Annotated in this window: 24 protein-coding genes and 1 tRNA gene; 13 read left to right on the forward strand and 12 right to left on the reverse strand. The window is 36.5% G+C overall.

The window, feature by feature from the left end; genetic code table 11:
* Positions 1-134 precede the first annotated feature (134 nt).
* Complete coding sequence (purL, locus tag ICG50_RS09870) at positions 135-3,809, reverse strand: phosphoribosylformylglycinamidine synthase (RefSeq protein ID WP_187660751.1); 3,675 nt, start codon at positions 3,807-3,809, stop codon at positions 135-137.
* A 75-nt stretch (positions 3,810-3,884) separates the two neighbouring features.
* On the reverse strand, positions 3,885-5,378 hold the full coding sequence (locus ICG50_RS09875; RefSeq protein ID WP_187660752.1) for a hypothetical protein: 1,494 nt from the start codon (positions 5,376-5,378) through the stop codon (positions 3,885-3,887).
* 169 nt (positions 5,379-5,547) lie between these two features.
* Here ICG50_RS09875 and ICG50_RS09880 point away from each other — a divergent pair, with 169 nt between their 5' ends.
* The 4 genes from ICG50_RS09880 (at position 5,548) to ICG50_RS09895 (ending at position 7,929) form a co-directional block, all read left to right on the forward strand.
* Entirely contained in the window at positions 5,548-5,970 is a 423-nt protein-coding gene (locus ICG50_RS09880) for a PaaI family thioesterase (RefSeq protein WP_187660753.1), read from the forward strand.
* Positions 5,970-7,031, forward strand: a complete 1,062-nt coding sequence (locus ICG50_RS09885; protein ID WP_187660754.1) for a chorismate-binding protein — start codon at positions 5,970-5,972, stop codon at positions 7,029-7,031. The genes ICG50_RS09880 and ICG50_RS09885 overlap by 1 nt, the downstream gene beginning before the upstream one ends.
* A gap of 41 nt (positions 7,032-7,072) precedes the next feature.
* The gene (bshB1, locus tag ICG50_RS09890; protein ID WP_187660755.1) at positions 7,073-7,789 is read left to right on the forward strand and encodes a bacillithiol biosynthesis deacetylase BshB1; all 717 of its coding nucleotides are present in this window, start codon (positions 7,073-7,075) and stop codon (positions 7,787-7,789) included.
* 64 nt (positions 7,790-7,853) lie between these two features.
* Positions 7,854-7,929: transfer RNA gene (locus tag ICG50_RS09895), tRNA-His, on the forward strand.
* A 67-nt stretch (positions 7,930-7,996) separates the two neighbouring features.
* Here ICG50_RS09895 and ICG50_RS09900 read toward each other — a convergent pair.
* The 5 genes from ICG50_RS09900 to ICG50_RS09920 form a co-directional block, all read right to left on the reverse strand.
* The gene (locus ICG50_RS09900; protein ID WP_187660756.1) at positions 7,997-8,836 is read right to left on the reverse strand and encodes a GIN domain-containing protein; all 840 of its coding nucleotides are present in this window, start codon (positions 8,834-8,836) and stop codon (positions 7,997-7,999) included.
* A gap of 115 nt (positions 8,837-8,951) precedes the next feature.
* A complete protein-coding gene (locus ICG50_RS09905; protein WP_187660757.1) occupies positions 8,952-9,692 on the reverse strand; it encodes a head GIN domain-containing protein in 741 nt (246 codons plus the stop codon).
* 2 nt (positions 9,693-9,694) lie between these two features.
* Positions 9,695-11,446 carry a PspC domain-containing protein gene (locus ICG50_RS09910; protein ID WP_187660758.1) on the reverse strand — a complete coding sequence of 584 codons (1,752 nt, stop codon included), beginning with the start codon at positions 11,444-11,446 and terminating at the stop codon, positions 9,695-9,697.
* Positions 11,447-11,451: 5 nt separating this feature from the next.
* Positions 11,452-11,781 (reverse strand): PadR family transcriptional regulator, encoded by a 330-nt coding sequence (locus tag ICG50_RS09915; RefSeq protein WP_121314380.1) that lies wholly within the window; start codon positions 11,779-11,781, stop codon positions 11,452-11,454.
* 154 nt (positions 11,782-11,935) lie between these two features.
* Complete coding sequence (locus ICG50_RS09920) at positions 11,936-12,391, reverse strand: DUF4870 domain-containing protein (RefSeq protein ID WP_187660759.1); 456 nt, start codon at positions 12,389-12,391, stop codon at positions 11,936-11,938.
* 197 nt (positions 12,392-12,588) lie between these two features.
* Here ICG50_RS09920 and ICG50_RS09925 point away from each other — a divergent pair, with 197 nt between their 5' ends.
* From ICG50_RS09925 to ICG50_RS09960, 8 genes are all read left to right on the forward strand, one after another.
* Complete coding sequence (locus ICG50_RS09925; protein ID WP_187660760.1) at positions 12,589-13,041, forward strand: DUF4442 domain-containing protein; 453 nt, start codon at positions 12,589-12,591, stop codon at positions 13,039-13,041.
* A 76-nt stretch (positions 13,042-13,117) separates the two neighbouring features.
* Entirely contained in the window at positions 13,118-14,026 is a 909-nt protein-coding gene (locus ICG50_RS09930; protein WP_187660761.1) for a TIGR01777 family oxidoreductase, read from the forward strand.
* Positions 14,027-14,301: 275 nt separating this feature from the next.
* Positions 14,302-14,871, forward strand: coding sequence for a nucleotide exchange factor GrpE (locus ICG50_RS09935; RefSeq protein ID WP_187660762.1), 570 nt, complete (start codon positions 14,302-14,304; stop codon positions 14,869-14,871).
* An 8-nt stretch (positions 14,872-14,879) separates the two neighbouring features.
* On the forward strand, positions 14,880-16,004 hold the full coding sequence (gene dnaJ / locus ICG50_RS09940; protein ID WP_187660763.1) for a molecular chaperone DnaJ: 1,125 nt from the start codon (positions 14,880-14,882) through the stop codon (positions 16,002-16,004).
* 278 nt (positions 16,005-16,282) lie between these two features.
* Positions 16,283-17,203, forward strand: coding sequence for an ABC transporter ATP-binding protein (locus ICG50_RS09945; protein WP_187660764.1), 921 nt, complete (start codon positions 16,283-16,285; stop codon positions 17,201-17,203).
* A gap of 97 nt (positions 17,204-17,300) precedes the next feature.
* A complete protein-coding gene (locus ICG50_RS09950; RefSeq protein ID WP_187660765.1) occupies positions 17,301-18,599 on the forward strand; it encodes an ABC transporter permease in 1,299 nt (432 codons plus the stop codon).
* A gap of 2 nt (positions 18,600-18,601) precedes the next feature.
* Positions 18,602-19,033 (forward strand): nuclear transport factor 2 family protein, encoded by a 432-nt coding sequence (locus tag ICG50_RS09955; RefSeq protein WP_187660766.1) that lies wholly within the window; start codon positions 18,602-18,604, stop codon positions 19,031-19,033.
* On the forward strand, positions 19,033-20,085 hold the full coding sequence (locus tag ICG50_RS09960) for an outer membrane beta-barrel protein (RefSeq protein ID WP_187660767.1): 1,053 nt from the start codon (positions 19,033-19,035) through the stop codon (positions 20,083-20,085). The genes ICG50_RS09955 and ICG50_RS09960 overlap by 1 nt, the downstream gene beginning before the upstream one ends.
* Positions 20,086-20,108: 23 nt before the next feature.
* On the opposite strand, the gene ICG50_RS09965 is transcribed toward ICG50_RS09960, so the two are convergent.
* Together ICG50_RS09965 and ICG50_RS09970 are read right to left on the reverse strand one after the other, a co-directional pair.
* Positions 20,109-20,531 carry a PleD family two-component system response regulator gene (locus ICG50_RS09965; RefSeq protein ID WP_187660768.1) on the reverse strand — a complete coding sequence of 141 codons (423 nt, stop codon included), beginning with the start codon at positions 20,529-20,531 and terminating at the stop codon, positions 20,109-20,111.
* A gap of 37 nt (positions 20,532-20,568) precedes the next feature.
* On the reverse strand, positions 20,569-21,996 hold the full coding sequence (locus ICG50_RS09970; protein ID WP_187660769.1) for an L-serine ammonia-lyase: 1,428 nt from the start codon (positions 21,994-21,996) through the stop codon (positions 20,569-20,571).
* Positions 21,997-22,140: 144 nt separating this feature from the next.
* Here ICG50_RS09970 and ICG50_RS09975 point away from each other — a divergent pair, with 144 nt between their 5' ends.
* On the forward strand, positions 22,141-23,199 hold the full coding sequence (locus tag ICG50_RS09975) for an NAD(P)-dependent alcohol dehydrogenase (RefSeq protein WP_187660770.1): 1,059 nt from the start codon (positions 22,141-22,143) through the stop codon (positions 23,197-23,199).
* 52 nt (positions 23,200-23,251) lie between these two features.
* Here ICG50_RS09975 and ICG50_RS09980 read toward each other — a convergent pair whose 3' ends face one another.
* The 3 genes from ICG50_RS09980 to ICG50_RS09990 all read right to left on the reverse strand — a co-directional run bounded on the left by ICG50_RS09980 (position 23,252) and on the right by ICG50_RS09990 (position 24,769).
* Complete coding sequence (locus tag ICG50_RS09980; protein ID WP_187660771.1) at positions 23,252-23,641, reverse strand: DUF1398 domain-containing protein; 390 nt, start codon at positions 23,639-23,641, stop codon at positions 23,252-23,254.
* Between the two features lie 82 nt (positions 23,642-23,723).
* Positions 23,724-23,891 carry a hypothetical protein gene (locus ICG50_RS09985; protein ID WP_187660772.1) on the reverse strand — a complete coding sequence of 56 codons (168 nt, stop codon included), beginning with the start codon at positions 23,889-23,891 and terminating at the stop codon, positions 23,724-23,726.
* Between the two features lie 104 nt (positions 23,892-23,995).
* The gene (locus ICG50_RS09990) at positions 23,996-24,769 is read right to left on the reverse strand and encodes a sulfite exporter TauE/SafE family protein (protein ID WP_187660773.1); all 774 of its coding nucleotides are present in this window, start codon (positions 24,767-24,769) and stop codon (positions 23,996-23,998) included.
* Position 24,770 lies beyond the last annotated feature (1 nt).

The following is a 24,770-nucleotide window of genomic DNA, read 5'->3' on the forward strand; positions in this document are numbered from 1 at the left end:
AGAGAGGTTACCGTGTAACCAGGACAGCCCGGTCTCGTTTTTTTTTAACGAGACACGCCCAAATAAAAAACCCACTCAATTGAGCGGGTTTAATGTTTGTATATTGTACTTCGACAAGCTCAGCATGACATACATTATCTGTTTTCAATCCATTCTCTGGCATTGACAAAAGCTTCAATCCATGGTGTAACTTCATCTTTTTTATCGCTGGGATAATGCGCCCAGTTCCAAGGGAAAGTAGAACGTTCAATGTGTGGCATCATTACTAAATGTCTTCCGGTTTTGTCACACATCATTGCGGTGTTGTAATCAGAACCGTTTGGATTGGCAGGATAGCCTTCGTAAGCGTATTTGGCTACGATATTATACTGACTTTCTTCATAAGGTAAATTAAACTTTCCTTCACCATGAGAAACCCAAACACCTAGTGTAGTTCCTGCTAAAGTTTTAAGCATTACTGAATGGTTTTCTTGTACTTTAACCGAAGTAAAGATACTCTCGTGTTTGTGCGAATCATTGTGTTTCATTTTACCGTGCACTTCGTGTTCCGGATTGATGACTTCCAATTCCATGAACAATTGACAACCGTTGCAGATTCCTACTGATAAAGTGTCTTCGCGTTTTAGGAAATTCTTTAAAGCAGTGTTGGCTTTTTCATTGTATAAAAAGGCTCCGGCCCAACCTTTAGCTGACCCCAAAACATCGGAATTAGAGAAACCACCCACGGCTCCAATGAACTGTATGTCTTCTAAGTTTTCTCTTCCCGAAATCAAATCGGTCATGTGAACATCTTTGACATCAAATCCGGCCAAGTACATAGCATTCGCCATTTCACGCTCGGAATTACTTCCTTTTTCGCGTATGATGGCTGCTTTTGGGCGTGGTTTGCTATGGTCTATTACCGGTTTTAAACCTGTAAAATGACTTGGAAATTGGTATTGTAATGCTTGATGGCTATAGTTGTTAAAGCGTTCTCTAGCCTTATTGTTTTTAGATTGTTTTTGATCTAACAAATAAGAAGTTTCAAACCAAACGTCTCTTAAAGTCGGAATGTCAAATGTCAAATGTCCAAAGTCTAATGTAGCTGATGATACAGCTTTTCCAATTTTGAAGAACTCGATTCCGGCTAAAGCTTTTTCGAATATGGCATCGTCTTTCGCTTGAAGTACTAAACCAATATTTTCAGCGAATAGGATTTTAACCAAATCATTTTCTTCGAATGAAGAGAAATCGATTTTGGCCCCTAAATGATTATCGGCAAAACACATTTCCAACAAAGTAGTAATCAAACCACCACTTCCGATGTCATGTCCGGCAAGGATATGTCGGTCTTTGATTAAATCTTGAATAGTATTGAAGGCTTTTTTGAAGAAAGCGGCATCTTTAATGGTTGGTGTTTCCGAACCAATTTTATTTTGGGTTTGGGCCAATGAACTTCCACCCAATTTAAACCCATCTTGCGACAAATTGATATAATAAATAGAACCACCGTTTCTTTGTAAAACAGGCTCAACGACTTTAGTAATATTAGAACAATTTCCGGCTGCCGAAATAATTACCGTTCCCGGTGCAATCACTTCGTCATTCGGGTATTTCTGTTTCATTGAAAGCGAATCTTTTCCGGTGGGAATGTTGATGCCTAATTCGATAGCAAAATCAGAACAAGCTTGAACCGCTTCGTACAAACGGGCATCTTCACCTTCATTTTTACAAGCCCACATCCAGTTGGCTGACAAGGAAACGCTTTTCAAATTCTCTTTTAACGGTGCAAAAACAATATTGGATAATGCTTCGGCAATGGCATTTCTGCTTCCGGCTTTCGGGTCGATTAAGGCTGAAATAGGAGCGTGACCTATGGATGTTGCGATGCCTTCTTTTCCGTTGAAATCCAAAGCCATAACCCCTACATTATTTAATGGCAATTGTAATGGTCCGGCACATTGCTGTTTGGCTACTTTTCCGCCTACACAACGGTCGACTTTATTGGTTAGCCAGTCTTTACAAGCCACAGCTTCTAATTTCAAAACATCTCTTAAATAATCTTGGATATAATCGCTGCTATACTCTAAATCGGAGTAATTAATGTGGATGGTTTTGTCCGCCATAATGGTTTTTGGTGAGCTACCGAACATGTCTTCCAAAGCAAAATCCATTGGTTTGGCACCGGTGGTTTTGCTTTCAAAGGTAAAACGTTGGTTGTTGGTTACATCACCGACCTGATACATCGGAGAACGTTCTCTTTCTGCTATGCGTTGTAAAGTCTCTATATCTTTTTGACCAATCACCAATCCCATTCTTTCTTGAGATTCGTTGCCAATAATTTCTTTAGCAGAAAGCGTTGGGTCACCAACAGGCAATTTGTCTAAATCAATCAAACCACCGGTTTCTTCTACCAATTCGGAAAGACAATTTAGATGTCCGCCCGCGCCGTGATCGTGAATAGAAACAATCGGATTGTTATCGCTTTCTACCAAACCGCGAATGGCATTGGCAGCACGTTTTTGCATTTCAGGGTTGGAACGTTGGATGGCATTTAATTCGATTCCCGAACCAAAAGCGCCGGTATCTGCAGAAGAAACTGCAGCGCCACCCATACCAATTCTATAATTTTCTCCGCCAAGGATAACAATTTTATCTCCGGCACTCGGTTTCTTTTTGATGGATTGGTCTAATTTTCCGTAGCCAATGCCACCGGCTTGCATGATTACTTTGTCGTAACCTAGCTTTCTGTTTGTATTTGGTTCATCCTCAAATTCCGATGCTTCTTGGTGTTCAAAAGTTAAGATTGAACCCGTGATTAACGGTTGCCCAAATTTATTTCCAAAATCAGAAGCACCGTTTGACGCTTTGATTAAAATATCCATAGGAGTTTGGTACAACCATTGTCTCTCGGTCATGCCATTTTCCCAAGTTCTGTTCTCCTTTAAACGAGAATATGCGGTCATATAAACCGCTGTTCCGGCTAACGGTAACGAACCTTGTCCACCGGCTAATCTATCGCGAATTTCTCCCCCCGAACCGGTTGCAGCGCCATTAAATGGTTCAACTGTGGTTGGGAAATTGTGGGTTTCTGCTTTTAATGAAATCACTGAATCAAATTCTTTGGTTTCGTAAAAATCAGGTTTGTCGGCACTTTTTGGCGCGAATTGGGTAACTCTTGGTCCTTTGACAAAAGCCACGTTATCTTTGTATGCAGAAATTATATCGTTTGGATTTTCGGCGGATGTTTTTTTGATGAGTTTGAATAAAGATGTTTCTTTTTCCTCGCCATCAATCACAAAAGTGCCGTTGAAGATTTTATGACGACAATGTTCTGAGTTGGCTTGAGAAAAACCGAATACTTCTGAATCGGTTAATTTGCGACCAATTTTTTGGGCAACACCATTTAAATAATCGACTTCTTCTGAACTTAACGCTAAACCTTCTTGTTGGTTATAAGCGGCAATATCATCAATTTCCAGAATAGGTTCCGGTTTGATATTGATGGTGAAAATATCTTGGGTTAACTCGCTGTACTTTTGAGAAAGCATTGGATCGAAATCATTGAAATCAACCGACACTTTTTCGAATTCCTCGATTCGGATGATGCCTTCGATGCCCATGTTTTGGGTGATTTCAACAGCATTGGTACTCCAAGGTGTTACCATAGCAGCACGTGGACCAACAAAAAAATCCGTCAGGACGGATTTTTCTATTTGATGTGCGTTGTCAAAAAGCCAGTTTAATTTTGAGATGGTTTCTGCCGAAAGTTCGTTTTGCGTTTGCACGGCAAAAACGGTAGTACTTTCGTTTCCGAAAAAATGAATCATTGTGTTTTTGTGTTGTTGTTGTAGGTGCAAATTTAGGCTAAAAAATGCGAATATGAAAAAAGGTTTTTCAACAAATTAATCTTCAAAAGTAGTCCAATTATAAGCACCGGCATCGTAAGGAGCATTTCTTGGATTTCCTAAAATATCATTAGCAACACCAACATTATCGCCAAAGTCTCTCGCTGCAGAGTCTTCGTCGATGTTTAATTGGTTGTTTTGAATGTTTAAGAATTTAGGGTCTTCGTTTCTTTTGATTAGGGGATTGTCATAAATCCAACTGTAAAGTGCGTCTGTAGTGGAGCCGAATTTTATCAAACATTTGGTAAACGAATAGTTGAAATCTTCAGTAGTATCCGGGTCTAATTTTAATTCATAGGTATTGCTTCCGTAAATGATACAGTTTTTAAAATCGGCTTGGGTTAAATCAAAAGCTACATTACTGCCATTTTCATCTTCATAATAATTATTCAACAAAACGGCTACTTGTCGCGAACTCGACCAATTATTGTTAAACGTACAGTGTTTGAAATCATAACTTCCGCCAAGGGTACAAGCTAAAGCAGCCACACCGCCATAATTCACCACGATATTTTCTCCTTGAATTTTAGCGGTTTTGGCATAGATACCGGCTAATGACGAGTTATAAATTTGTGTATTTTTAATGGTCATAAAGTTGCCGTCGTTACTGTCAATATTGAGTCCGACAATCGCGTTTTTAATAATGACATTTTCAATTTCATTTCCGGTGCTTCCGGCAGTCAACCATATGGTTTCCCATTGTCCGGGAACGTCTGAAAAATCAGGTTCTAATCGGTCACCTTCAAAAATAATATTGTTTTCTATAGTTCCAACCGCTTTAAACGAACCACCATTACCAACAATTAAACCTGACTCGGCATGGAAATGTATTTTCGCTCCGGGCTGAACTGTAAGTGTCTTACCATTAGGCACTGCCGCAAAACCATAGACGACGTATGGTTTATCATTATTCCAGTTGTACTCATTGCCATTCACAGGGTCATTTTCGTCAAGAAAAAAACCATAAACCGGTTCCTCAATTCCATCTATGTTGAGTGTTTCGGTTGTGCCGTCACTAAAGCGTTTTGGATATAAAAAGTAAGCATCTTGAATGAGAGTAACCAATTCTACTTTTTGGAAATTATCACCGCTGTCAAACTGAATTTGGTCGGTATATAAAAAATCAGTCGGATTGGCCGAAGCTACATCAGTTGTAACTTCAATAAAAATATACATACTGTCTTTGGCCAACAATTCCACATCGTGAAAGACACGATTGTTTTCGCCAACCATTCCGTCAACGGTCATGCGGTATTTTGAATCCTGTCCTTTACCCAATTGGATGGTTGGAATTTTGATGTCTTTATCGCTTTTATTGTAGACTTTCAAAGTATATGTACTCGATCCGATATTGGTGAAAACCGTATCTAAATAAACCGTGTCTTTGGAGAAAGTCAAATCGCCGGTACTGGCTTCAAATTGAAAGTCTTCCCGACAAGAACTTACGGAAATGGCTAAACCAACAATAAAAAGGATAATGATATTACGCATGTAGAATGAATTTTGGTAAATGTAAGTATTAAAGTTTAATTTGAAAATAAGACCATTTGAAAATTTAAAAATCGTCTTCACAAATAACGATAAAAAGACATTTTTAGTATTTTCATTTTAGCAGCTTTTTCCTTGTGGGAAATAAGTAGTAATTTTACAAAAAAAAGCTATGTCCTTTGATAAAGAAAAAATACTCCAATTATGCAATGAATGGTGTAACAACACTTTGATGCAAACTTTAGAGATAGAATATATTGACGCCGGTGAAGGTTTTTTAACGGCCAAAATGCCGGTCAATTCCAGAGTGCACCAACCGATGGGCTTGTTGCACGGCGGTGCTACTGTGGCTTTAGCTGAAAGTGTCGGAAGTGCGGCTTCGTTAATGTTTATTAATACGGAAAAGCAAGAAGTACGCGGGATTGAAATTTCTGCCAATCATTTGAAAAGCAAACGTGAAGGAACGGTATATTGCACTGCCAGAATCATTCACCAAGGCCGAAGCATTCACCTTTGGGAAATAAAAATCACCGATGAGAACGACAAACTCATTTCGCTTTGTAAGTTGACCAACATGATTTTACCTCGTAGATAATGACCGATTTATTCATCAAAGTCAGAACACATCAAGAGCAGCAATTGCCTTTTGTGTTGTATGCGAAACCCAATTCGGATAAAATGATAGGCTTGTTCCAAAAGAACGACCATTTGTATTTTCTGGAAGATTTTGCCATGAAAGGGTTTGTTTTTGCGCCTTTTGACGGCGATTTGATGCCTTATATTCCTCAAAAGCAATCCGATGTTTATGTGGAAACGATTGTAGAGACGGATTATTTTATAGCCAAAGAGGTTTTGCCTGAGATTGATGAAACTGCTAAAATTATCTTTGAAAATTTGGTTAAAAGAGGCGTTGAAGCTATTAATAAAGGCACTTTTAAAAAAGTAGTGTTATCCAGAAAGGAAGAGGTGCTTTTGAGACAATTTGACATAGAAACAGTTTTCAAAAAGTTAATTTCTTTTTACCCGACGGCTTTTAAGTATTGTTTCTTTCATCCGAAAATAGGCATGTGGATGGGCGCAACGCCGGAACAATTTCTAAAAATTAATCAAAGAGCCTTACAAACAGTTGCTTTGGCAGGAACTCAAATTGCAACTACTGCAGAAAATGTGAGTTGGTCGGAAAAAGAAATTGAAGAACAGCGTTTGGTTACCGAGTTTATTACTACGGGTTTGCAAAGTAAGGTCAGTGAAATGACGGTTTCCAGTCCGTATTCAATAAAAGCAGGCAATCTTTGGCACATAAAAACCGATATTACGGCAATTGTAAAATCTAAAAAGGCCAAAGGTGAAATCATTAAGACTTTGCATCCTACCTCGGCTGTTTGTGGTTTGCCAAAGGAATCGGCGAAAGCATTTATTTTAAAAAATGAAAACTATGACAGAGAATATTACTCTGGATTTTTAGGCGAATTGAATATCGACTTTGCTACGTTCCGAACTGAGCAAACCGATTTGTTTGTGAATTTGCGTTGTATGAAGATTGTAGGCGATATGGCACAACTTTTTATCGGATGTGGTATTACAAAAGACAGTGTTCCGGCAGATGAATTTACCGAAACAGGGAATAAATCGATTACGATGAAAAAGGTTTTGTAAATAGATAATTGATAATTTTGACAATTAATAAAAGGAATACTATGAAACTAGATATTTTAGCTTTCGGAGCGCATCCTGATGATGTGGAATTAGGTTGTAGCGGCACCATTGCCAAAGAAGTTTCTCTTGGGAAAAAAGTAGGCATTGTTGATTTGACTCGAGGTGAGCTTGGCACACGTGGTTCGGTGGAAATCAGAAATAGCGAATCCCAATTGGCAGCTGAAATTCTTGGAATTACCATTCGTGAAAACTTGGATATGCGCGATGGTTTTTTTGTCAATGACGAAGCCCATCAGATGGAAATCATCAAACGATTGAGAAAATACCGTCCGGAGATAGTGATTTGTAACGCTATTGAAGACCGACACATTGACCACGGTAAAGGCAGTAAATTGGTTTCGGATGCTTGCTTTTTGTCAGGTTTGAGAAAGATTGAAACCTCGCATGAAGGTATTTCACAAGAAGCGTGGCGACCAAAAGTAGTTTATCATTACATCCAATGGAAAAATATAGAACCTGATTTTGTGGTTGATATTTCGGATTTTATTGCTAAAAAAGAAGCTTCTATTTTGGCCTACAGCTCTCAGTTTTATTCGGAAAACTCCAACGAACCGGTAACGCCTATTGCGACCAAAAACTTTTTGGAAAGTATTCATTATCGTACACAAGATTTCGGTAGATTGGTAGGAGTAGACTATGCGGAAGGTTTCACTGTTGAAAGGTATGTGGCAGTCAATAGCTTATCCGATTTGAAATAAAAAAGTAAAAAGATTTTTTGTAAAAGTTAACTTTTGCAGTATATTTGCACTCGCATAAACAAATGGTGATTGTAGCTCAGTTGGTTAGAGCGTCGGATTGTGGTTCCGAAGGTCGCGGGTTCGAGACCCGTCTTTCACCCAGAAAGCAAAAGCCTCCAGTAATGGAGGCTTTTTTTGTTTCTATCATTTCCTAAATGGGTGATTGGTTTATTTTGTAGTAGGTTTTTTTCTCAACTCGGCACTGTCCGCGAAGCGTTTCATTTCAATTTTCAGTGGTTCACCATATAATTGTATTTCGCAATTTCCTGATGCATCTACTGTCGCAATATTACTAACGTTTATACTGCTTTTAGAATAACCAGCGGTTTCCAGAGAAGCGTTTTTGGCGGTTAGTTTTCTGCCAATAAAATCGGTGTTGTTTTCTAAGCGTAATTTTAGTTCGATGACATCGCCTTCTACTTCTGCAGATGATTTTTGGTATAAATCGAACCTCATTTCACTGGAAGAAATTAGTGCTTTTACATAAGCACTTTTACTCAAATCAATGGCTGTTTTTACCGATTTTAAATTCAATTCTACTTTTGATTTATCGTTGGCCATTAAAGTAAAACTCTTGGTGTTGGCATTTAGAAATAATTTGGAATAATCATAAGTTTTAAAGGTTACATTGTCTAAAACTACATCAGATAAAGCTGTTACATTGGTTTCATCTTTGGTGATAACCATATTGAATTTATCGGTATAAGTTACGCGAACGCTTAATTTTTTATAGCTTGAAATGTCTTTGGTAGTTGAAATTCGGAGGGTATTGCCAGTCAATTTATAGTCAACAAATTCAATTAAATTATCATCAGCTTCTATTTCGAGCGCGCATTCATTTCCTTTTACTAAAAAGACTTCCAGATTGTCTTCGACTTCCAAACTCTCAAAACTGCCAATTTCTTTTTGCTCTAATTTGACAATTTTAGATCCTTTTACTTTTTCTTTTTTTTGGGCAAAAGAAACGCTGGCGAGCAAAAGAAAACTAAATAGTATTACTTGTTTCATAAAGGTTGGTAGTTTGGTTTTTACTTTGTCCTGTTCGTCTTGTGTTTATAATTAGACTCGATTGTCAAAAGTAGAAAAAAAAACATCCCAATTTTCATTGAGATGTTTTATTAACTTAATCTTTAGAGACGCTTCCGCCGGAACTTTCTTCTTTTCGGACTTCTTTAGGACTATTTAAATAGGTTATGGAACTTCCGCTTGAAGCTTTTGCATCTAATAATAATGCTGCACTTACAGTTGTAGAACTCCCACTTGAAGATTGTGCTTTGACTTCATTGGCCAATAAGCCATTGGCATCAAGATGACTTCCGCTGGAAGAAGCTGTGAAAACTTTTAATGCTTTTCCGGTTATTTTTTGCTCACTTCCGCTTGAAGTTTCCAGTGTTACTTTATCGGCTTCTACTTCAACTTCTAAGGAGCTTCCGCTGCTTGATTTTAGGGTAATATCTTCACTATTTAAGATGTTTCCCGATTTTAAAGTTGAGCCGCTTGTACTTTCCAGACTGACAATTTTAGGCATGCGAACGATTATTTTTTTTGATTTTACGTTATTGTAGTTGTTGTATTCTGAGGTAATTTCCAAAGTACCGTTTTCTACATTGGTTTTAATTCCGTTGACTAAATTATCATCAGCTTCAACAATTACCTCTGATTGGTCTGAATAAATTACTTCACAATCCAAACCACTGCTTACAGTCACTTTATCAAAGTTGGCCAGATTTCGTTTTTCAGTTATTACCTTTCCGCTTCCGCTAATGGTTTTACCAAAATTAATGTTGTGATCACAAGATGTGATTGATAAGGCTACCAATGTAGCGGCTATCACTTTTGAAAAGAAAATTACAAGCTTTGTCATGATTACTCGGTTTTAATGATTACTCCATCGCTTCCTATTGTCAGCTTACTTTTTTTATCTGATTTTCCTGATTTGGTTTCGGTAACCACTTTGCCGTTAATTTTTACTGTAACGGTTTCAGTAGAGTCATTTTCGTCAATGATGTTGATTTCTTCACTTTGAACGTTGTTTTCAACATCATTATAGTCGTTTTCGTCAGCTGGACAATCCAAACATTTCACCTGAGTTTCTTCTACCTTATAAGTGTACTTGCCTGAACTGTAGTGTAAATTAAAGAAATCATTATCGGATTCGTCAAAATGTTGTACGGTTTCATCGGCTACAAATACAGTTCCTTTTGGAAGGTATAAATACAATTCAACACGTTGGTCTCTGTATTTACTTGCCATTTCGGTTAGTAAGTAGTTGTCTAAAAGCAATTGGTTACCTACGACTTTAAAACCGTATTTGATTTTTTCCGCTCTTTCATTGGCTTCTTTGAAAGATTTTCCGTCGGCTAATTTTTCAATTTGAAGATAAGGTTGCGTTTTATCAGTGCTTTTGATTTCAAAGCTGATTTGGTTGGAATAAATAACTTCATTTTTAGCAGAATCCTGTGTGAAAGTAAAATCTTCATGCTCGTATACATTTTTAGAGAAGAAATCATTACTCACAAATTTGATTTGCAAAGTATCAGTTGGTTGGATGTTTACCACTTCTTTTTGAACTGTTTTGCCTTCAAAAGCAGATTCAGTTGATTGTTTCACACCAATAATAACTAAAGCAACTACTGCGAAAATCCAAATAGCCAATAAACTGTATTTAGCGGCTGCGCCCAGAGATTTCATATTGGCCACCAATAATTTCAATCCTAACAATAAGAAGAAGAACAATGGAATTCCTATAGCTAAGAAAGCCAATAAGCCAAATGCCCATAACGGAACATCAGTATAGTTCACTGCGTCAACATAACGTTGCCAAGGAGCATCAATAAAAGAAGTTGAACCGAAAGTGAAAAGACCAATGAACAAACCTGCCAAACTCATTGCTGAGAATACTAAGATAATAGCCCCTAATACTTTGGCGAATGCTCCAAAAACTTTCATGATGACATCACCTAAACCGTTGGCTACTCTTTCAGCACCCGACTTTACTTGGTTTCCCATTTCGTCATAGTTGGCGTTTTTGAATTTGTTTGAAACACTATCAAACTCTTCTCTAACTTTTTTTTCAATATTAGAGATGGTAACCGGTTCTCCGGTCATTTCTAATTTTTCAGATGTGGTAACTGCTTTTGGTGTTGCAATCCAAAGGATGATATAAGCAATGACACCAAAACTAGTGAAAGCCAATAACAAGAAAATGATTTTAATCCAAACGGCATCAACCCCAAAGTAGTGGCCTAAACCGGTACAAACACCACCTATCAAACCTCTGTCTTTGTCTCTGTACAGTTTTTTTCTGTTAGGAATGTTATAGTATGGCTCAGATTTGGTTTCTGTAGAATCATCGTCAATTCTATAGTCTTCGGGTTGTCCCATAACTACGATTACTTCGTCAACATCTTTATTATTGATTACGTGTTTGTCGGTTTTTTGTTTTTCGGTTAAAAGCTCGGCCACACGCATTTCAATGTCTTTCATGATTTCGTCTTTACCGGAAGAATTAGAAAGCGAACGTTTTATAGCATCAAAATATCTTGATAATTTTTGGTATGCATCTTCATCGATATGAAAGAATAAACCGCCTATATTAATATTTACTGTTTTGTTCATGATTGTTATTTTTGATTGGTTATGATGTTAACGGCGTCTGATAATTCGGTCCAAGTGCCGTTCAATTCAGTTAAAAATGTTTTTCCTAATTCGGTCAAACCATAGTATTTTCTTGGTGGTCCCGATGTTGATTCTTCCCAACGATAGTTGAGTAATCCGTCGTTTTTAAGTCTTGTCAATAGCGGATAAACGGTTCCCTCTACTACAAGCAATTTGGCGTTTTTTAAAGTGTCTAATATTTCAGAGGTATACGCGTCTTTCTCTTTTAGGACAGACAAGATACAAAATTCTAAAACACCTTTACGCATCTGGGCTTTTGTGTTTTCAATGTTCATAATACATGATTTAATTTTTTGTGATTAACATTTGTTTTTTGATTTTTTCCGCTGCTTGATGAAGGCTTTGGATGATGATTGAAACTCTTTGATTGATTTAATGATTGATTTTGATTGATGATTTAATTCTGATTGATGATAATTCTTTAGTTGATTATTTAAAGAACGGTATGCTTAAAGGATATTTGTAGGCTTCACCATTTGAAGCTTTTACGGCTGCATAAATGATTAAAACAAATTCAATTACTTTTAAGAAAAAGAATAATAGCACAGCAATAATTCCTAGGATAGTAATTCCGGTTATATTTCCGGCACTTAAATTTTCAATAACATAGTGTCTATCGAAATTAATATCGTTTAAAGGCACATTTTTAAAAATCGAATAAATAAATATCGGAATAGCGATCAAGAACAATACAATAGTATATAAGAACATACTCAATTGAAAATTCAACACATTTTTACCGTTGGCATCTACAAATTCTGATTCATTTTTCTTGGCACTCCAAATGATTATGGGAAAGATATAATTCCCAAAAGGAATTATATATTGTGTTAAAGCACTTAAGTGCAAGAACGTAGCAATATTTTTTTCGTTGTTAGTTGTCATTTTATTTGATTTTAGTTGATGATTAAATTTGATTTTTTTATAATACTATAGATAGGCTATTAATTTCTTATACAAAGATAAGGCTAAAAAAAGGTATTATGCAATACAAAGTACTAAGATTTAACAAAATATTAACATTTAAATAATTAACTGTTACTCTGATATTTTTTGTATTTTTATAGCAAAATCAAGCACTTATGGAATTTTCACCTTCAAAATTGAATACTTTTTTATTTTTCAAATTACCTTCTGCTTTTTGGTCTGGTGTTAGGGTAAAAGCCATCTCGAAAGAGCAATGTGTAGTTACAGTTAAGCACCGTTGGTTTAATCAAAATCCGTTTAATTCGATGTATTTTGCAGTGCAAGCCATGGCAGCCGAACTGACTACAGGCGCTTTGGTCATGATGCAAATTAAAAACTCTGGAAAGAAAATATCTATGTTGGTGGCTAATAATAATGGCAATTTTACTAAAAAGGCAACCGGTAGAATTACTTTTACTTGCAACGAAGGACATCTAATAAGTGAAGCCATTGAAAGAACCATTACTACTGGTGAAGGACAAACCATTTGGATGAAATCTATTGGTGTAAATGAAAAAGGGGAACAAGTTTCAGAAATGAATTTTGAGTGGAGCATTAAATTGAAGTAATCAACAAAAGTTAAACCCTTTATAATTAGGGTTTTTTTATGATGTTTCGATTGTAACTTTGATAAAAATTATTAAAATGAAAATCCTGATTACAGGCGCAACGGGTTTAATTGGTAGCGAATTGGTGAAACTGTTAGTAGCAAAAGGCCATACCATTCACTATTTGACCACAAATAAATCAAAAATTGAGAACCAACCCAATACACAAGGTTTCTATTGGAATCCACAAGAAGGTAAAATTGACGAGAATTGTATTTTCGGCGTTGATGTTATTATTCATTTGGCCGGAGCCAATATCGCCAAGCGTTGGACCACGGCCTACAAACAAGAAGTAATAGAGAGCCGCACACTCTCAGCCGAATTACTTTTTAATTTGGTAAAAAAACATCCGAATCACCAGATTAAACAAATTATTTCAGCTTCAGGAACAGCTATATATCCTGATGGGATTGACAAAGTCTATGATGAAACAACCAAAGAAACTGAAGACAGTTTTCTTTCCAATGTGGTTAAAAAGTGGGAAGCCAGCGCCAATGTTTTTCAAGTGTTAGGTATAAAAGTTTGTAAATTAAGAACCGGCATTGTCTTATCTGATAAAGGCGGCGCTTTACCCGAAATGGTTAAACCTGTAAAATTAGGATTCGGAACTGTCATGGGTTCCGGAAAACAAATACAATCTTGGATTCATATTGATGACTTGGTTGCCTTATACAATTTCGTTTTGGAAAAACAGTTAGATGGCGTTTATAATGCCGTCTCACCAAATCCGATAAGCAATGAAGTACTTACTAAAACTATAGCAAAAACAGTAAAGAAATCACTTTGGTTACCTAATATCCCCGAATTTGTAATGAAATTGATTTTAGGCGAAATGTCATATTTATTGTTTTCAAGCAAAAACCTTAGCGCAAACAAGATTTTAGATTTAGGTTTTCAATTCCAGTTCCCCGATATTGAAAAAGCTATAGCTGATTTATACCTATAAAAAAGTGCTGTTTATAAACAGCACTTTTTTTTACTATAAAGATTGTTGAATTAATAATTATTACAGCTTTAAGCTAACCTAGAATAGTGTTTTTTTAATCATGAAAACAAATTTAATTAAAACGAAAACGTAATAGTCTTAAAATTATATTAAATTTTGGTTAAATAAATTCACCTAATTCACGTCAATATCCACAAAAAAAAGAATGACAATTTGACATTTTAAAAGAAATGGCAGTACTTTTGCATTCCGAGTGTTCGGAGTAAATCTCAAAAATGAAAATCAAGAATTTTTTTAAAAATACATCACAAATGAATACGGATAACACGGACAAAGAGCCAGTAGAAAATGCAGTAGAAAATGTAGCTAACGAAATTGAAACGGCAGAAGAACTGAGTGTTGAAGCACAATTAGAAGAGGAATTAGCCAAAGAAAAGGACAAATTTTTACGTCTTTTTGCCGAATTCGAAAACTTCAAAAAAAGGACTGCTAAAGAGCGCATCGATTTATTCAAAACTGCCAATCAAGAAGTATTGCAAGCCATGTTGCCGGTTTTAGACGATTTTGACAGAGCCATGGTGCAAATTGCCAAAAGCGATGACGAACTTTTGCTGAAAGGAGTGGAATTAATTCACGAAAAATTGAAAAGCACTCTGGTTTCAAAAGGATTAGAGCAAGTAGATATTAAAGCAGGAGATAATTTTGATGCAGATTTTGCAGAAGCCATTACTCAAATTCCGGCACCAACTGATGACTTGAAAGGTAAAATCGTAGACGTTGTTGAAAAAGGATATAAATTGGGCGACAAAATTATTCGTTTTCCAAAAGTGGTAATCGGACAATAATTAAGAGTATGAGCAAAAAAGATTTTTACGAAATATTAGGCGTTTCCAAAAGCGCATCTGCTGAAGAAATAAAAAAAGCGTACCGTAAGAAAGCCATCGAGTTTCACCCTGATAAAAATCCGGGTAATAAAGAAGCAGAAGAAAACTTTAAAACGGCAGCAGAAGCTTATGAAGTCTTGAGCGATCCTGACAAAAAAGCCAAATATGATCAATACGGTCACGCAGCCTTTGACGGCGCAGGTGGTTATGGTGGCGGACATCACATGAACATGGATGACATTTTTAGTCAGTTTGGCGATATTTTCGGTGGTGCTTTTGGCGGTGGCGGATTTGGCGGTTTCGGTGGCAATGGTGGCGGACAACGCCGTGCTAAAGGAAGCAATCTTCGTATTAAAGTCAAAATGACCTTGGAAGAAATTGCCAATGGTGTTGAGAAAAAAGTAAAAGTAAAACGCAAAGTGCAAGCACCGGGCGTAAAATATAAAACTTGTTTAACCTGTAACGGGCAAGGACAAGTATTGCGTGTGACCAATACGATTTTGGGTAGAATGCAATCGGCTACCACCTGTCACGTTTGTGGTGGTGTCGGACAAACTATCGAAAGCAAACCTAATAATGCCGATGCGCACGGAATGATATTAGAAGACGAAACCGTATCCATTAAAATTCCTGCCGGTGTGGTTGATGGGATGCAATTAAAAGTTTCCGGCAAAGGAAATGATGCACCGGGAAATGGAATTGCAGGTGATTTAATAGTGGCTGTAGAAGAATTAGAACACGAATTTTTGAAACGAGAAGGCGAAAACCTACATTATGATTTATATATCAGTTTTGCTGAAGCAGCTTTAGGAGTTTCTAAAGAAATTGAAGCTGTTAACGGAAAGGTAAGAATCAAATTAGAAGAAGGAATTCAATCCGGTAAAATTTTACGATTAAAAGGTAAAGGAATTCCAAGTCTGAATAGCTATGGTAGCGGAGATTTGCTGGTTCATGTAAATGTTTGGACACCAAAGAGTTTGAATAAAGAACAACGCCAGTTTTTTGAAAAATCATTAACCGATGAAAACTTTATTCCAAGACCTGAAAAGAGCGATAAATCTTTTTTTGAAAAAGTAAAAGATATGTTTTCATAATTAAAAAATATGTTTTATATTTGGTTATTACTTGGCAACAAGTAATTTCTTTTTCATAGCAATTTTTCCCATCCTTTTGTAAAAATTAGGGTGGGTTTTTTTTGTAACAAAGATTTCCGTTTGACTACTTATTGGTTACTTTTACCAAATGCAAAAATCAATAGCAATGACAATGACAAAAAATCAATAACAATAGCAATAAGCAATATCAAGTCGCTATTAAAATTACCATTGAATTTTGACATTGAATTTTGCCATTGACATTGAAATTTAAAACTATGAGCAATATACTTGAAGCAAACAAAGTCGTAAAGCAATATGGTGATTACACCGCGCTAAACGAAGTTTCTTTAACCGTTCCAAAAGGCAGTATATACGGACTTCTAGGTCCAAATGGCGCCGGAAAAACTTCCTTAATTCGCATCATCAACCAAATCACCATGCCCGACAGCGGCGAAATCATTCTTGATGGTGAAAAACTAAATCCGTCTCACGTGCATTCCATCGGTTATATGCCTGAAGAACGCGGTTTGTATAAAACGATGAAAGTAGGTGAGCAGTGTCTTTACTTGGCCCAATTAAAAGGATTGACCAAAGTCGAAGCCAAAAGGGAATTAGACTATTGGTTTGACCGATTAGAAATTCAAGGTTGGTGGAACAAGAAAGTACAGGAATTATCCAAAGGAATGGCGCAGAAAGTCCAATTTGTAGTCACCGTTTTGCACAAACCTAAGTTGCTCATCTTAGACGAACCTTTCTCAGGATTTGATCCGGTGAATGCCAATTTGATTAAAGATGAAATCATCGAACTCAACAAACAAGGAACATCCGTAATTTTTTCTACACACCGAATGGAAAGCGTGGAAGAAATGTGTGATTATATTGCTTTAATTCACAAATCGAATAAACTTATCGAAGGTAAATTGACGGATGTGAAGAAACAATTCAGAACCAATAATTACGAAGTCGGTATATTGTCTGATAACATAGAAGGTTTGATGTATGACTTGTCCCAAAAATTTACTTTGTCCCAAACCGATTTCAAATCATTGAATGACGAATTGAAGTTAGAGATTAACTTAGGAAATGCTACGCCAAATGAACTATTGCAGACTTTAGTCCAACGCGGACAAGTAACCCATTTTATGGAAAAAATCCCGAGTGTGAATGATATCTTTATTAAAACAGTAACAGAATAGATTATTAGAAAATTAGATTGTTAGATTTTTAGACAAAAAAATCTGCAATCCAAAAATCTAAGTAGTCTAATAATCCAAAAATCTAAGCAGTCTAAATATGAGTAAGCTTAATCTAATCATCAAAAGAGAATTTGTCGCCAAAGTGCGCAACAAATCATTCATTGTCATGACTTTTTTAAGTCCGTTATTATTTGTGGGAATTGCTGTTTTCGTAGGCTATTTGAGCACCATGAAAGCCGACCAAAAAACCATCGCTATTCACGATGAAAGCGGTTTGTTTATCAAAGAATTCAAAAGCGATGACGAATACAAATATGTCGATTTCTCTCTGGTAGATACCAAAATTTTAAAAGACAGCATCGTTAACGAAAGCTACGAAGGATTATTGGTTATTCCCAAAGTAACCAATAATGATTCTTTGCAGAAGAAAATCCAATACATTTCAAATAACAGCCCAAACGCTTCCTTTGTAGAAAAGATAGAAAATAAAATTGCTAAAGTAATTACGGCACAAAATTTCAAATCAGCTAATTTAGATACCATTGCTTATAAAAATGCGGAAGCCAAAGTTGAGATTGGTTTAGCCAAAGCATCAGGAGAAGAAGCACTGAAAGGTATTAATGAAGTTAAGATTGTAATTGGTGGTGCCTTCGGGTATTTAATCATGATGTTTATTGTAATCTATGGCAATATGGTGATGCGAAGCGTAATCGAAGAAAAAGTATCTCGTATTATAGAAGTCATCATTTCTTCGGTAAAACCATTTCAGTTGATGATGGGGAAAATAATAGGTACTTCGTTAGCCGGTGTTTTACAGTTTTTAATTTGGGCAATCATAGCTTTTGTACTTTACTTTGGTGCCACGATGATTTTTGGTGTGCCAATGAATAATAAGGTTCCAAATTTAACTGCTGAACAAGTTGCAATGGCCAACACCTTTAATTTGGAAACTCTTCAACTTTATTTAAATGAAATTCCTTTGGTATTAATGGGCGTTTGTTTTGTGTTTTATTTCATCGGAGGTTATTTCTTATACAGTTCGTTCTATGCTTCAATTGGCGCAGCAGTAGACAATGAAACCGATTCTCAGCAATTTTTATTGCCAATCATCATGCCTTTAATTCTAGGTGTTTACATAGGTTTCTTTACTGTAATCAATGATCCGCACGGAACGGTAGCAACGGTGTTTTCAATGATTCCTTTGACTTCGCCCATAGTGATGATGATGCGTATTCCGTTTGGCGTACCACTTTGGCAAATTGGAGTGTCGTTGGCGCTATTGTTTGCTACATTCTTATTGGTCGTTTGGTTTGCAGCCAAAATCTATCGCGTTGGAATTTTAATGTACGGCAAAAAACCAACCTGGAAAGAACTTTATAAATGGTCAAAATACTAAAGATGAAAAATACGATTTTGTTATTTTTATTGTTTTTTGGTTTTTCGGGTCAAGCCCAAAAGGCCGAAGTGCAAAAAACCATTGAAACGTTCTTCGAGGGTTTTCACGCCAAAGACACGGTGAAAATTAAATCGACTTGCAGCGAGAAATTGATTTTACAATCCATATCAGAAAGTCCGAAAGGCAATAAGTTTTCAGAAGAAAAGCCAAAAGAATTCCTTTTGTCAATGGCAAACATTCCGGCTGAAGTTCAATTTGAAGAAAAAATTTTAAGCTACAATATTCAAGTCGATGGTACTATGGCTCACGCGTGGACGCCTTATGAATTCTACATCAACGGCAAATTTAGCCACAAAGGGGTGAATGCGTTTACGCTTTATATAGACAATGGTCAATGGAAAATCATTCACCTCATTGACACACGCCGAAAGTAATGAAGAAGTTTGTAATAATTTTATTTATGGGATTTTCAGCTTTTGCCCAAGAAAGTAAAGCCTTGAAATTATCCTTTTCGGGTTATTTGGAAACCTATTATGCTTATGATTTCAATCAGTCTGAAGCACAAGCAAAGCTTCCGTTTATGTATAATTATAATCGACACAATGAGTTCAATCTTAATATTGGTTTGTTAAGGGCTAAAGTTGAATACGACAATACTTACGCTTCATTGGCAGTGCATTCCGGAACCTATGTAGACGATAATTATGCCAATGAAAATACTAAAATTTTAAGCGAAGCTTTTATAGGATTGTATCTTGATAAAGAAAGAAAATCAACCCTTGAAGTTGGTATTTTACCAAGCTATATCGGATTTGAAACCGCGACATCTGCTTCAAATTTAAATTTGACTCGCTCCTTGTTGGCTGAAAATTCGCCTTACTTTATGACAGGTGTCAAATATACTTTTAAACCCAATGACAAATGGCAGTTTTCCGGTTTGATGACCAATGGATGGCAACGCATCAACAAACCTGATAAAAACGTTTCACCGGCTTTGGGTTCGCAAATGGTTTACAAACCTTCGGACAAATCAACCTTTAACTGGAGTACTTTTTTGGGTAAAGAATTGTACAACGATGAATGGGGCATGCGCTATTTCAGTAATTTGTATTGGGACAAACAATGGACTTCCAAATGGAGAACGATACTAGGTTTTGATGCCGGAATGCAGACAGATGTTACGAATAATGATGATAGGCTTTTTTGGATGAGTCCGGTGATTATAGCACAATATACTTTGTCACCCAAATGGCAATCCGCTTTCAGAGTTGAATATTATCAAGATAAGGACAATGTCATAATTGCCGGAGATAACGAGTTTAAAACTTTAGGTTTATCCTTGAATGTAGATTATCTCCTAAACGATAAAGTCAAAATAAGAACAGAAGGCAGGTATTTGAATAGTGAGAAAAAAATATTTGTTAGCGATTCATTTCTGGTAAACGAAGACTTTTATATTTCATCGAGTTTGTGTTTTGAATTTTAAAACTTTCATTTAACTCCAAAGAATTAGGCAAAATCCATTTCCAACACTTTGTTAAAAGTAGCACTATAATTAGAAGGGTGTGTTTTTTTTATTATGTGTTTTACACCATTATCAATATAGAGACGCATCAATTTTTTGGGTAAGACTCTTGCAATAACAACTACGGGTATGTTATTTAGTTTTTTTGAATTTTTGAGAATCACCAGTAATTCTTTACCATTTAAAATAGGCATATTATTACCTAAAAATAAGAGGTCCGGATTAGTTTCCAATTTGCTCAAGTCTTCCATCATTTTATAACCATCTTTATAGATGAAAATCGTATGCCCTAAATTTTCAATGATGTGTTTTAAATAATGTAAATCTTGGTTGTTAATGTCAAGATAATAAATGGTTTGGCCTTCTTTCATAGTCACAAAGATATCGGCACCAATTTGAAAAAACATTATACAATTGTGGATGAGAATTGCATAATTCATTCATTTAACAATCCGCCATATTTACAGCAACAGCCAAACCGCCTTCAGAAGTTTCTTTGTATTTTGAGTTCATATCTTTAGCCGTTTGCCACATAGTATCGATGACTTTGTCTAAAGGCACTTTGGCGTTTTTAGCATCGGTTTCCATGGCCAATTCTGCAGCGTTGATGGCTTTAATGGCACCCATCGTATTTCTTTCTATACACGGAATTTGAACCAATCCGCCAATTGGGTCACAAGTTAAACCTAAATGATGTTCCATAGCGATTTCTGCGGCCATTAAAACCTGGTCAGGTGTTCCACCCATAACTTCACACAAAGCTCCGGCCGCCATGGCTGAAGAAACCCCGATTTCGGCTTGGCAACCGCCCATTGCCGCGGAGATTGTAGAACCTTTTTTAAAGATACTGCCAATTTCTCCGGCAACCATTAAGAATTGTTTGATTTGTTTTTCGTCGGCTTGGTGGTTTTCTATTACCATATAATACATTAATACGGCCGGAATAACGCCTGCGCTACCATTGGTTGGCGCTGTTACAACGCGGCCTAAAGCGGCATTAACCTCGTTTACGGCTAAAGCGAAACAACTAACCCATTTCAGGATTTGTCGAAATTTAACTTCTGTTTTTCGAATGCATTCGAGCCATTCTTGAGGGGAATTATAATTGGACAAACCTATCAAACCTTGATGCATGTCAAAAGCACGACGACGAACATTTAAACCTCCCGGCAATATACCTTCGGAATGACAACCAATGTACATGCATTCTAACATAGTATTCCAAATGCGCATCAATTCACTTTGGACTTCCGCTTCCGGACGCATGGAGATTTCATTGGCAAAAACAATTTCAGAAATTAATTTGTTTTCTGTAATGGTATATTGAAGCAACTCTTCCGCATTTTGAATCGGAAAAGGAAACGCACATTTAATTTGGTGTTTCTTTTTGGCATTGATTCTTTCTTCTTTAACCACAAATCCGCCACCGATAGAGTAGAAGGTTGAAATGATTTCCTGACCGTCATTAATGGTTGCTGTAAACGTCATTCCATTGGCATGAAATGGCAAGAAGTTCTTGTTGAAAACAATATCAGTTTCGGGATTGAAGTCAATTGCTATTTCGTTAGCCAAATTAATTTGGTGCGTTTTAGCAATGGCTTGAATAATACTATCAATATTTTGTACCGGAATATACTCAGGATCTTGACCGCTTAAGCCTAGCATTACGGCATAATCAGTGGCGTGACCTTTTCCGGTTAGCGATAATGAACCGTATAAATCTACTTTCACGTGCGTTACTTTTTCTAGCTGATTCTCGTCTTTTAATTCGTTTAAAAAACGTTCGGCAGCACGCCATGGACCAAGTGTATGAGAACTTGATGGCCCGACACCAATTTTAAGCATATCAAATACCGAAATGCATTCTTCCATTACTATATCGATTTAGTTGCGACAAAGATATTGATAAATCATATACTATAGTATTGCTTTTTTTACATTCCGTTTACTTTAACTACTGTGAATTATACCTATCTTTAAAGAATAATTCAATATCAAACAATTAACACTATAAACATGGCAACAACAAATGTAAAAGCTTATGGAACAGGTGCACCCGATGCCCCTTTAGCCGAAATGAATATCGAACGCAGAGACGTTTTAGCAAATGATATCGAAATTGAGATTATGTATTGTGGCGTTTGCCATTCCGACTTGCACTTTGCCAAAAATGATTGGGGCATGACCACTTATCCGGTAGTTCCGGGACACGAAATTGTGGGCAAAGTTACCAGAGTAGGTAGTGGCGTAACCAAATTAAAAGTAGGCGATTTTGCCGCGGTGGGTTGCTTAGTTGATTCTTGCCGCACTTGCAGTAGTTGCGAAAAAGAGTTAGAACAATATTGCTTAAACGGATGGGTCGGTACTTATGGCGGTTATGACAAACATTTGAACCAACCAACGCATGGTGGCTATTCCCAAAAAATAGTGGTAGATGAAAATTTCGTTTTGACAGTACCGTCAAATTTAAACTTGGCAGCGGTGGCGCCATTACTTTGTGCAGGCATCACAACTTGGTCTCCATTACGCCATTGGAATGTAGGCAAAGGAACTAAAGTTGGTGTTGTAGGTCTGGGAGGTTTAGGACACATGGCGATTAAATTGGCCAAAGGCTTGGGTGCAGAAGTAACACTATTCTCAAGAACTCCGGATAAAGAAAAGGACGCTAAAGACTTGGGCGCTGATGCTGTAATTATTTCCACAGATGAAGCTCATATGGCTTCAGTAGCCGGAAAATTTGACGTGATTATTGACACTGTTCCTTATGTACACGATGTTAATCCGTATGTTGGGACATTAGCCATAAGCGGCACTTTGGTGATAGTTGGTTACTTAGGAGGATTAGAGCCTATACTAAATACGGTTCCTTTGATTATGGGAAGAAGATCTGTAACGGCTTCTTTAATTGGCGGTATCGCTGAAACACAGGAAATGCTTGATTTTTGTGGTAAACACAATATCGTTTCTGAAATAGAACTTATCAAAATGCAAGACATTAATGATGCTTATGAACGAATGCTGAAAAGCGATGTGCGTTACCGATTCGTAATTGATATGGCTTCTCTAAAAGGATAGTTTAAAAAAGTTATTATATAAAAAAAAGCAGCTGTTAAGCTGCTTTTTTGTTTTAACTGGGAATTATTTCCTCAAGCATTTCATTACCGGTTTTGTCAAAATAAGTACAAGTCATTTTTTCCATACAAACTTTCCATTTTTCAACACCCGATTTTGCACAGTCACTACAGAAAGTCATATAGTCTGTTTTGCCTTGTTGGTGTGCTTTTAAGTCGCTTTTGAATTCCTCGATGTTGCTTTTTTCGGCAATGGTTAATGAATCATATTTGGCAGGTGAAGTGGTTTTATAATCCGCTTTGCCAAAATAATCAGTATGACCGTCTGCAACAAATGCTTCATAAGAGGTTACTCCAAGCTGAATAATTTCTTGGATATACTTAGGAAAATCTACACCCGATTTTACTTTTGAATGTGCTGTTTTGATTTGTTCTATTGTAAACATAGTTTTGATTTTAGACTCAAGCTAAAATACAAAAAATACAACCCCAAAATAGAAGAGAAGATTATCCGTCGTTTGAAATGGTTTATCTCAAATTGTTCAATTCGTCTTCCTCTTCTGTTAATTCAGAGGTGTCAGCATTGAAATATTTAACAACCTTATCCTGGTCTTTTTGGTTTTTATAAATCAAATAAGCAACTAAAATAATAGCAATGACGGCTACTACAGCGATTATTTTCCAATTGATTTCCATGATTTTGCGTTTTACCTAAAGATAAAACAAATTTGCATCAAAACCTTACTTTACGGATTATTAAATGGTTAACTATTAAATTGTTAGAAGTGAAAATATTTAATTTAAAGCAGCCCTGAACCTAATCCCAAAGAAATGAGTATTAGCACTATTGCTACGGTCACTTTCACAAAATGGAAAGTCACCTTTTTTAATATTTTGTTCCCAATGTAAGCACCTACAATAGCCGACAAGGTTGCACAGACCACCAAGGTCAAGTTGTCGGTCAATCCGGCTTTGTCAAAATTTGTGGTGTAAACACTCAAACGAGTGATATCAACAAAAGTAGAAACAACGACAGTTGTCGCAATAAAAGATTCTTTAGTCAATCCGGCTTTGATTAAGAAAGCACTTCTGAGTGCCCCTTGAACACCTGCCAATCCGCCAAAAAAACCACTTAAAATACCACCAAGCGGTAGCTTTTCTTGGCCAAACTCTAATTTACTGAAATAAGGGATAAGGTCAAGACAGGCGAAAATAATTAACAATAGCGCTACGATGAATTTTACAGGAAAGACTTCAAAGTTTTTATCGAATAGGGTATAGGTGAAAAGAGGTTTTATGTCTGAAATGTTTAAAAGCAACCAAGAACCCAAAGCTGCTGCAATGATTGCCGGAATTCCGAATCGCAAAACAACCCTACTGTCGGCTTTTTTGCCCACCAAAAGCAACTTAAATATATTGTTGAAAAAATGCACCACGCCGGTCAGACCGATAGCAATGTTGACCGGAAAGAAAATCATAAAGACAGGCGTTAGTATCGTTCCCAATCCAAATCCGGAAAAAAAAGTTAAAATGGCAACAACAAAAGCAACAACACAAATAATAAAGATTTCCATA

The organism is Flavobacterium buctense, from assembly GCF_014486695.1.
GTDB lineage: Bacteria > Bacteroidota > Bacteroidia > Flavobacteriales > Flavobacteriaceae > Flavobacterium > Flavobacterium buctense.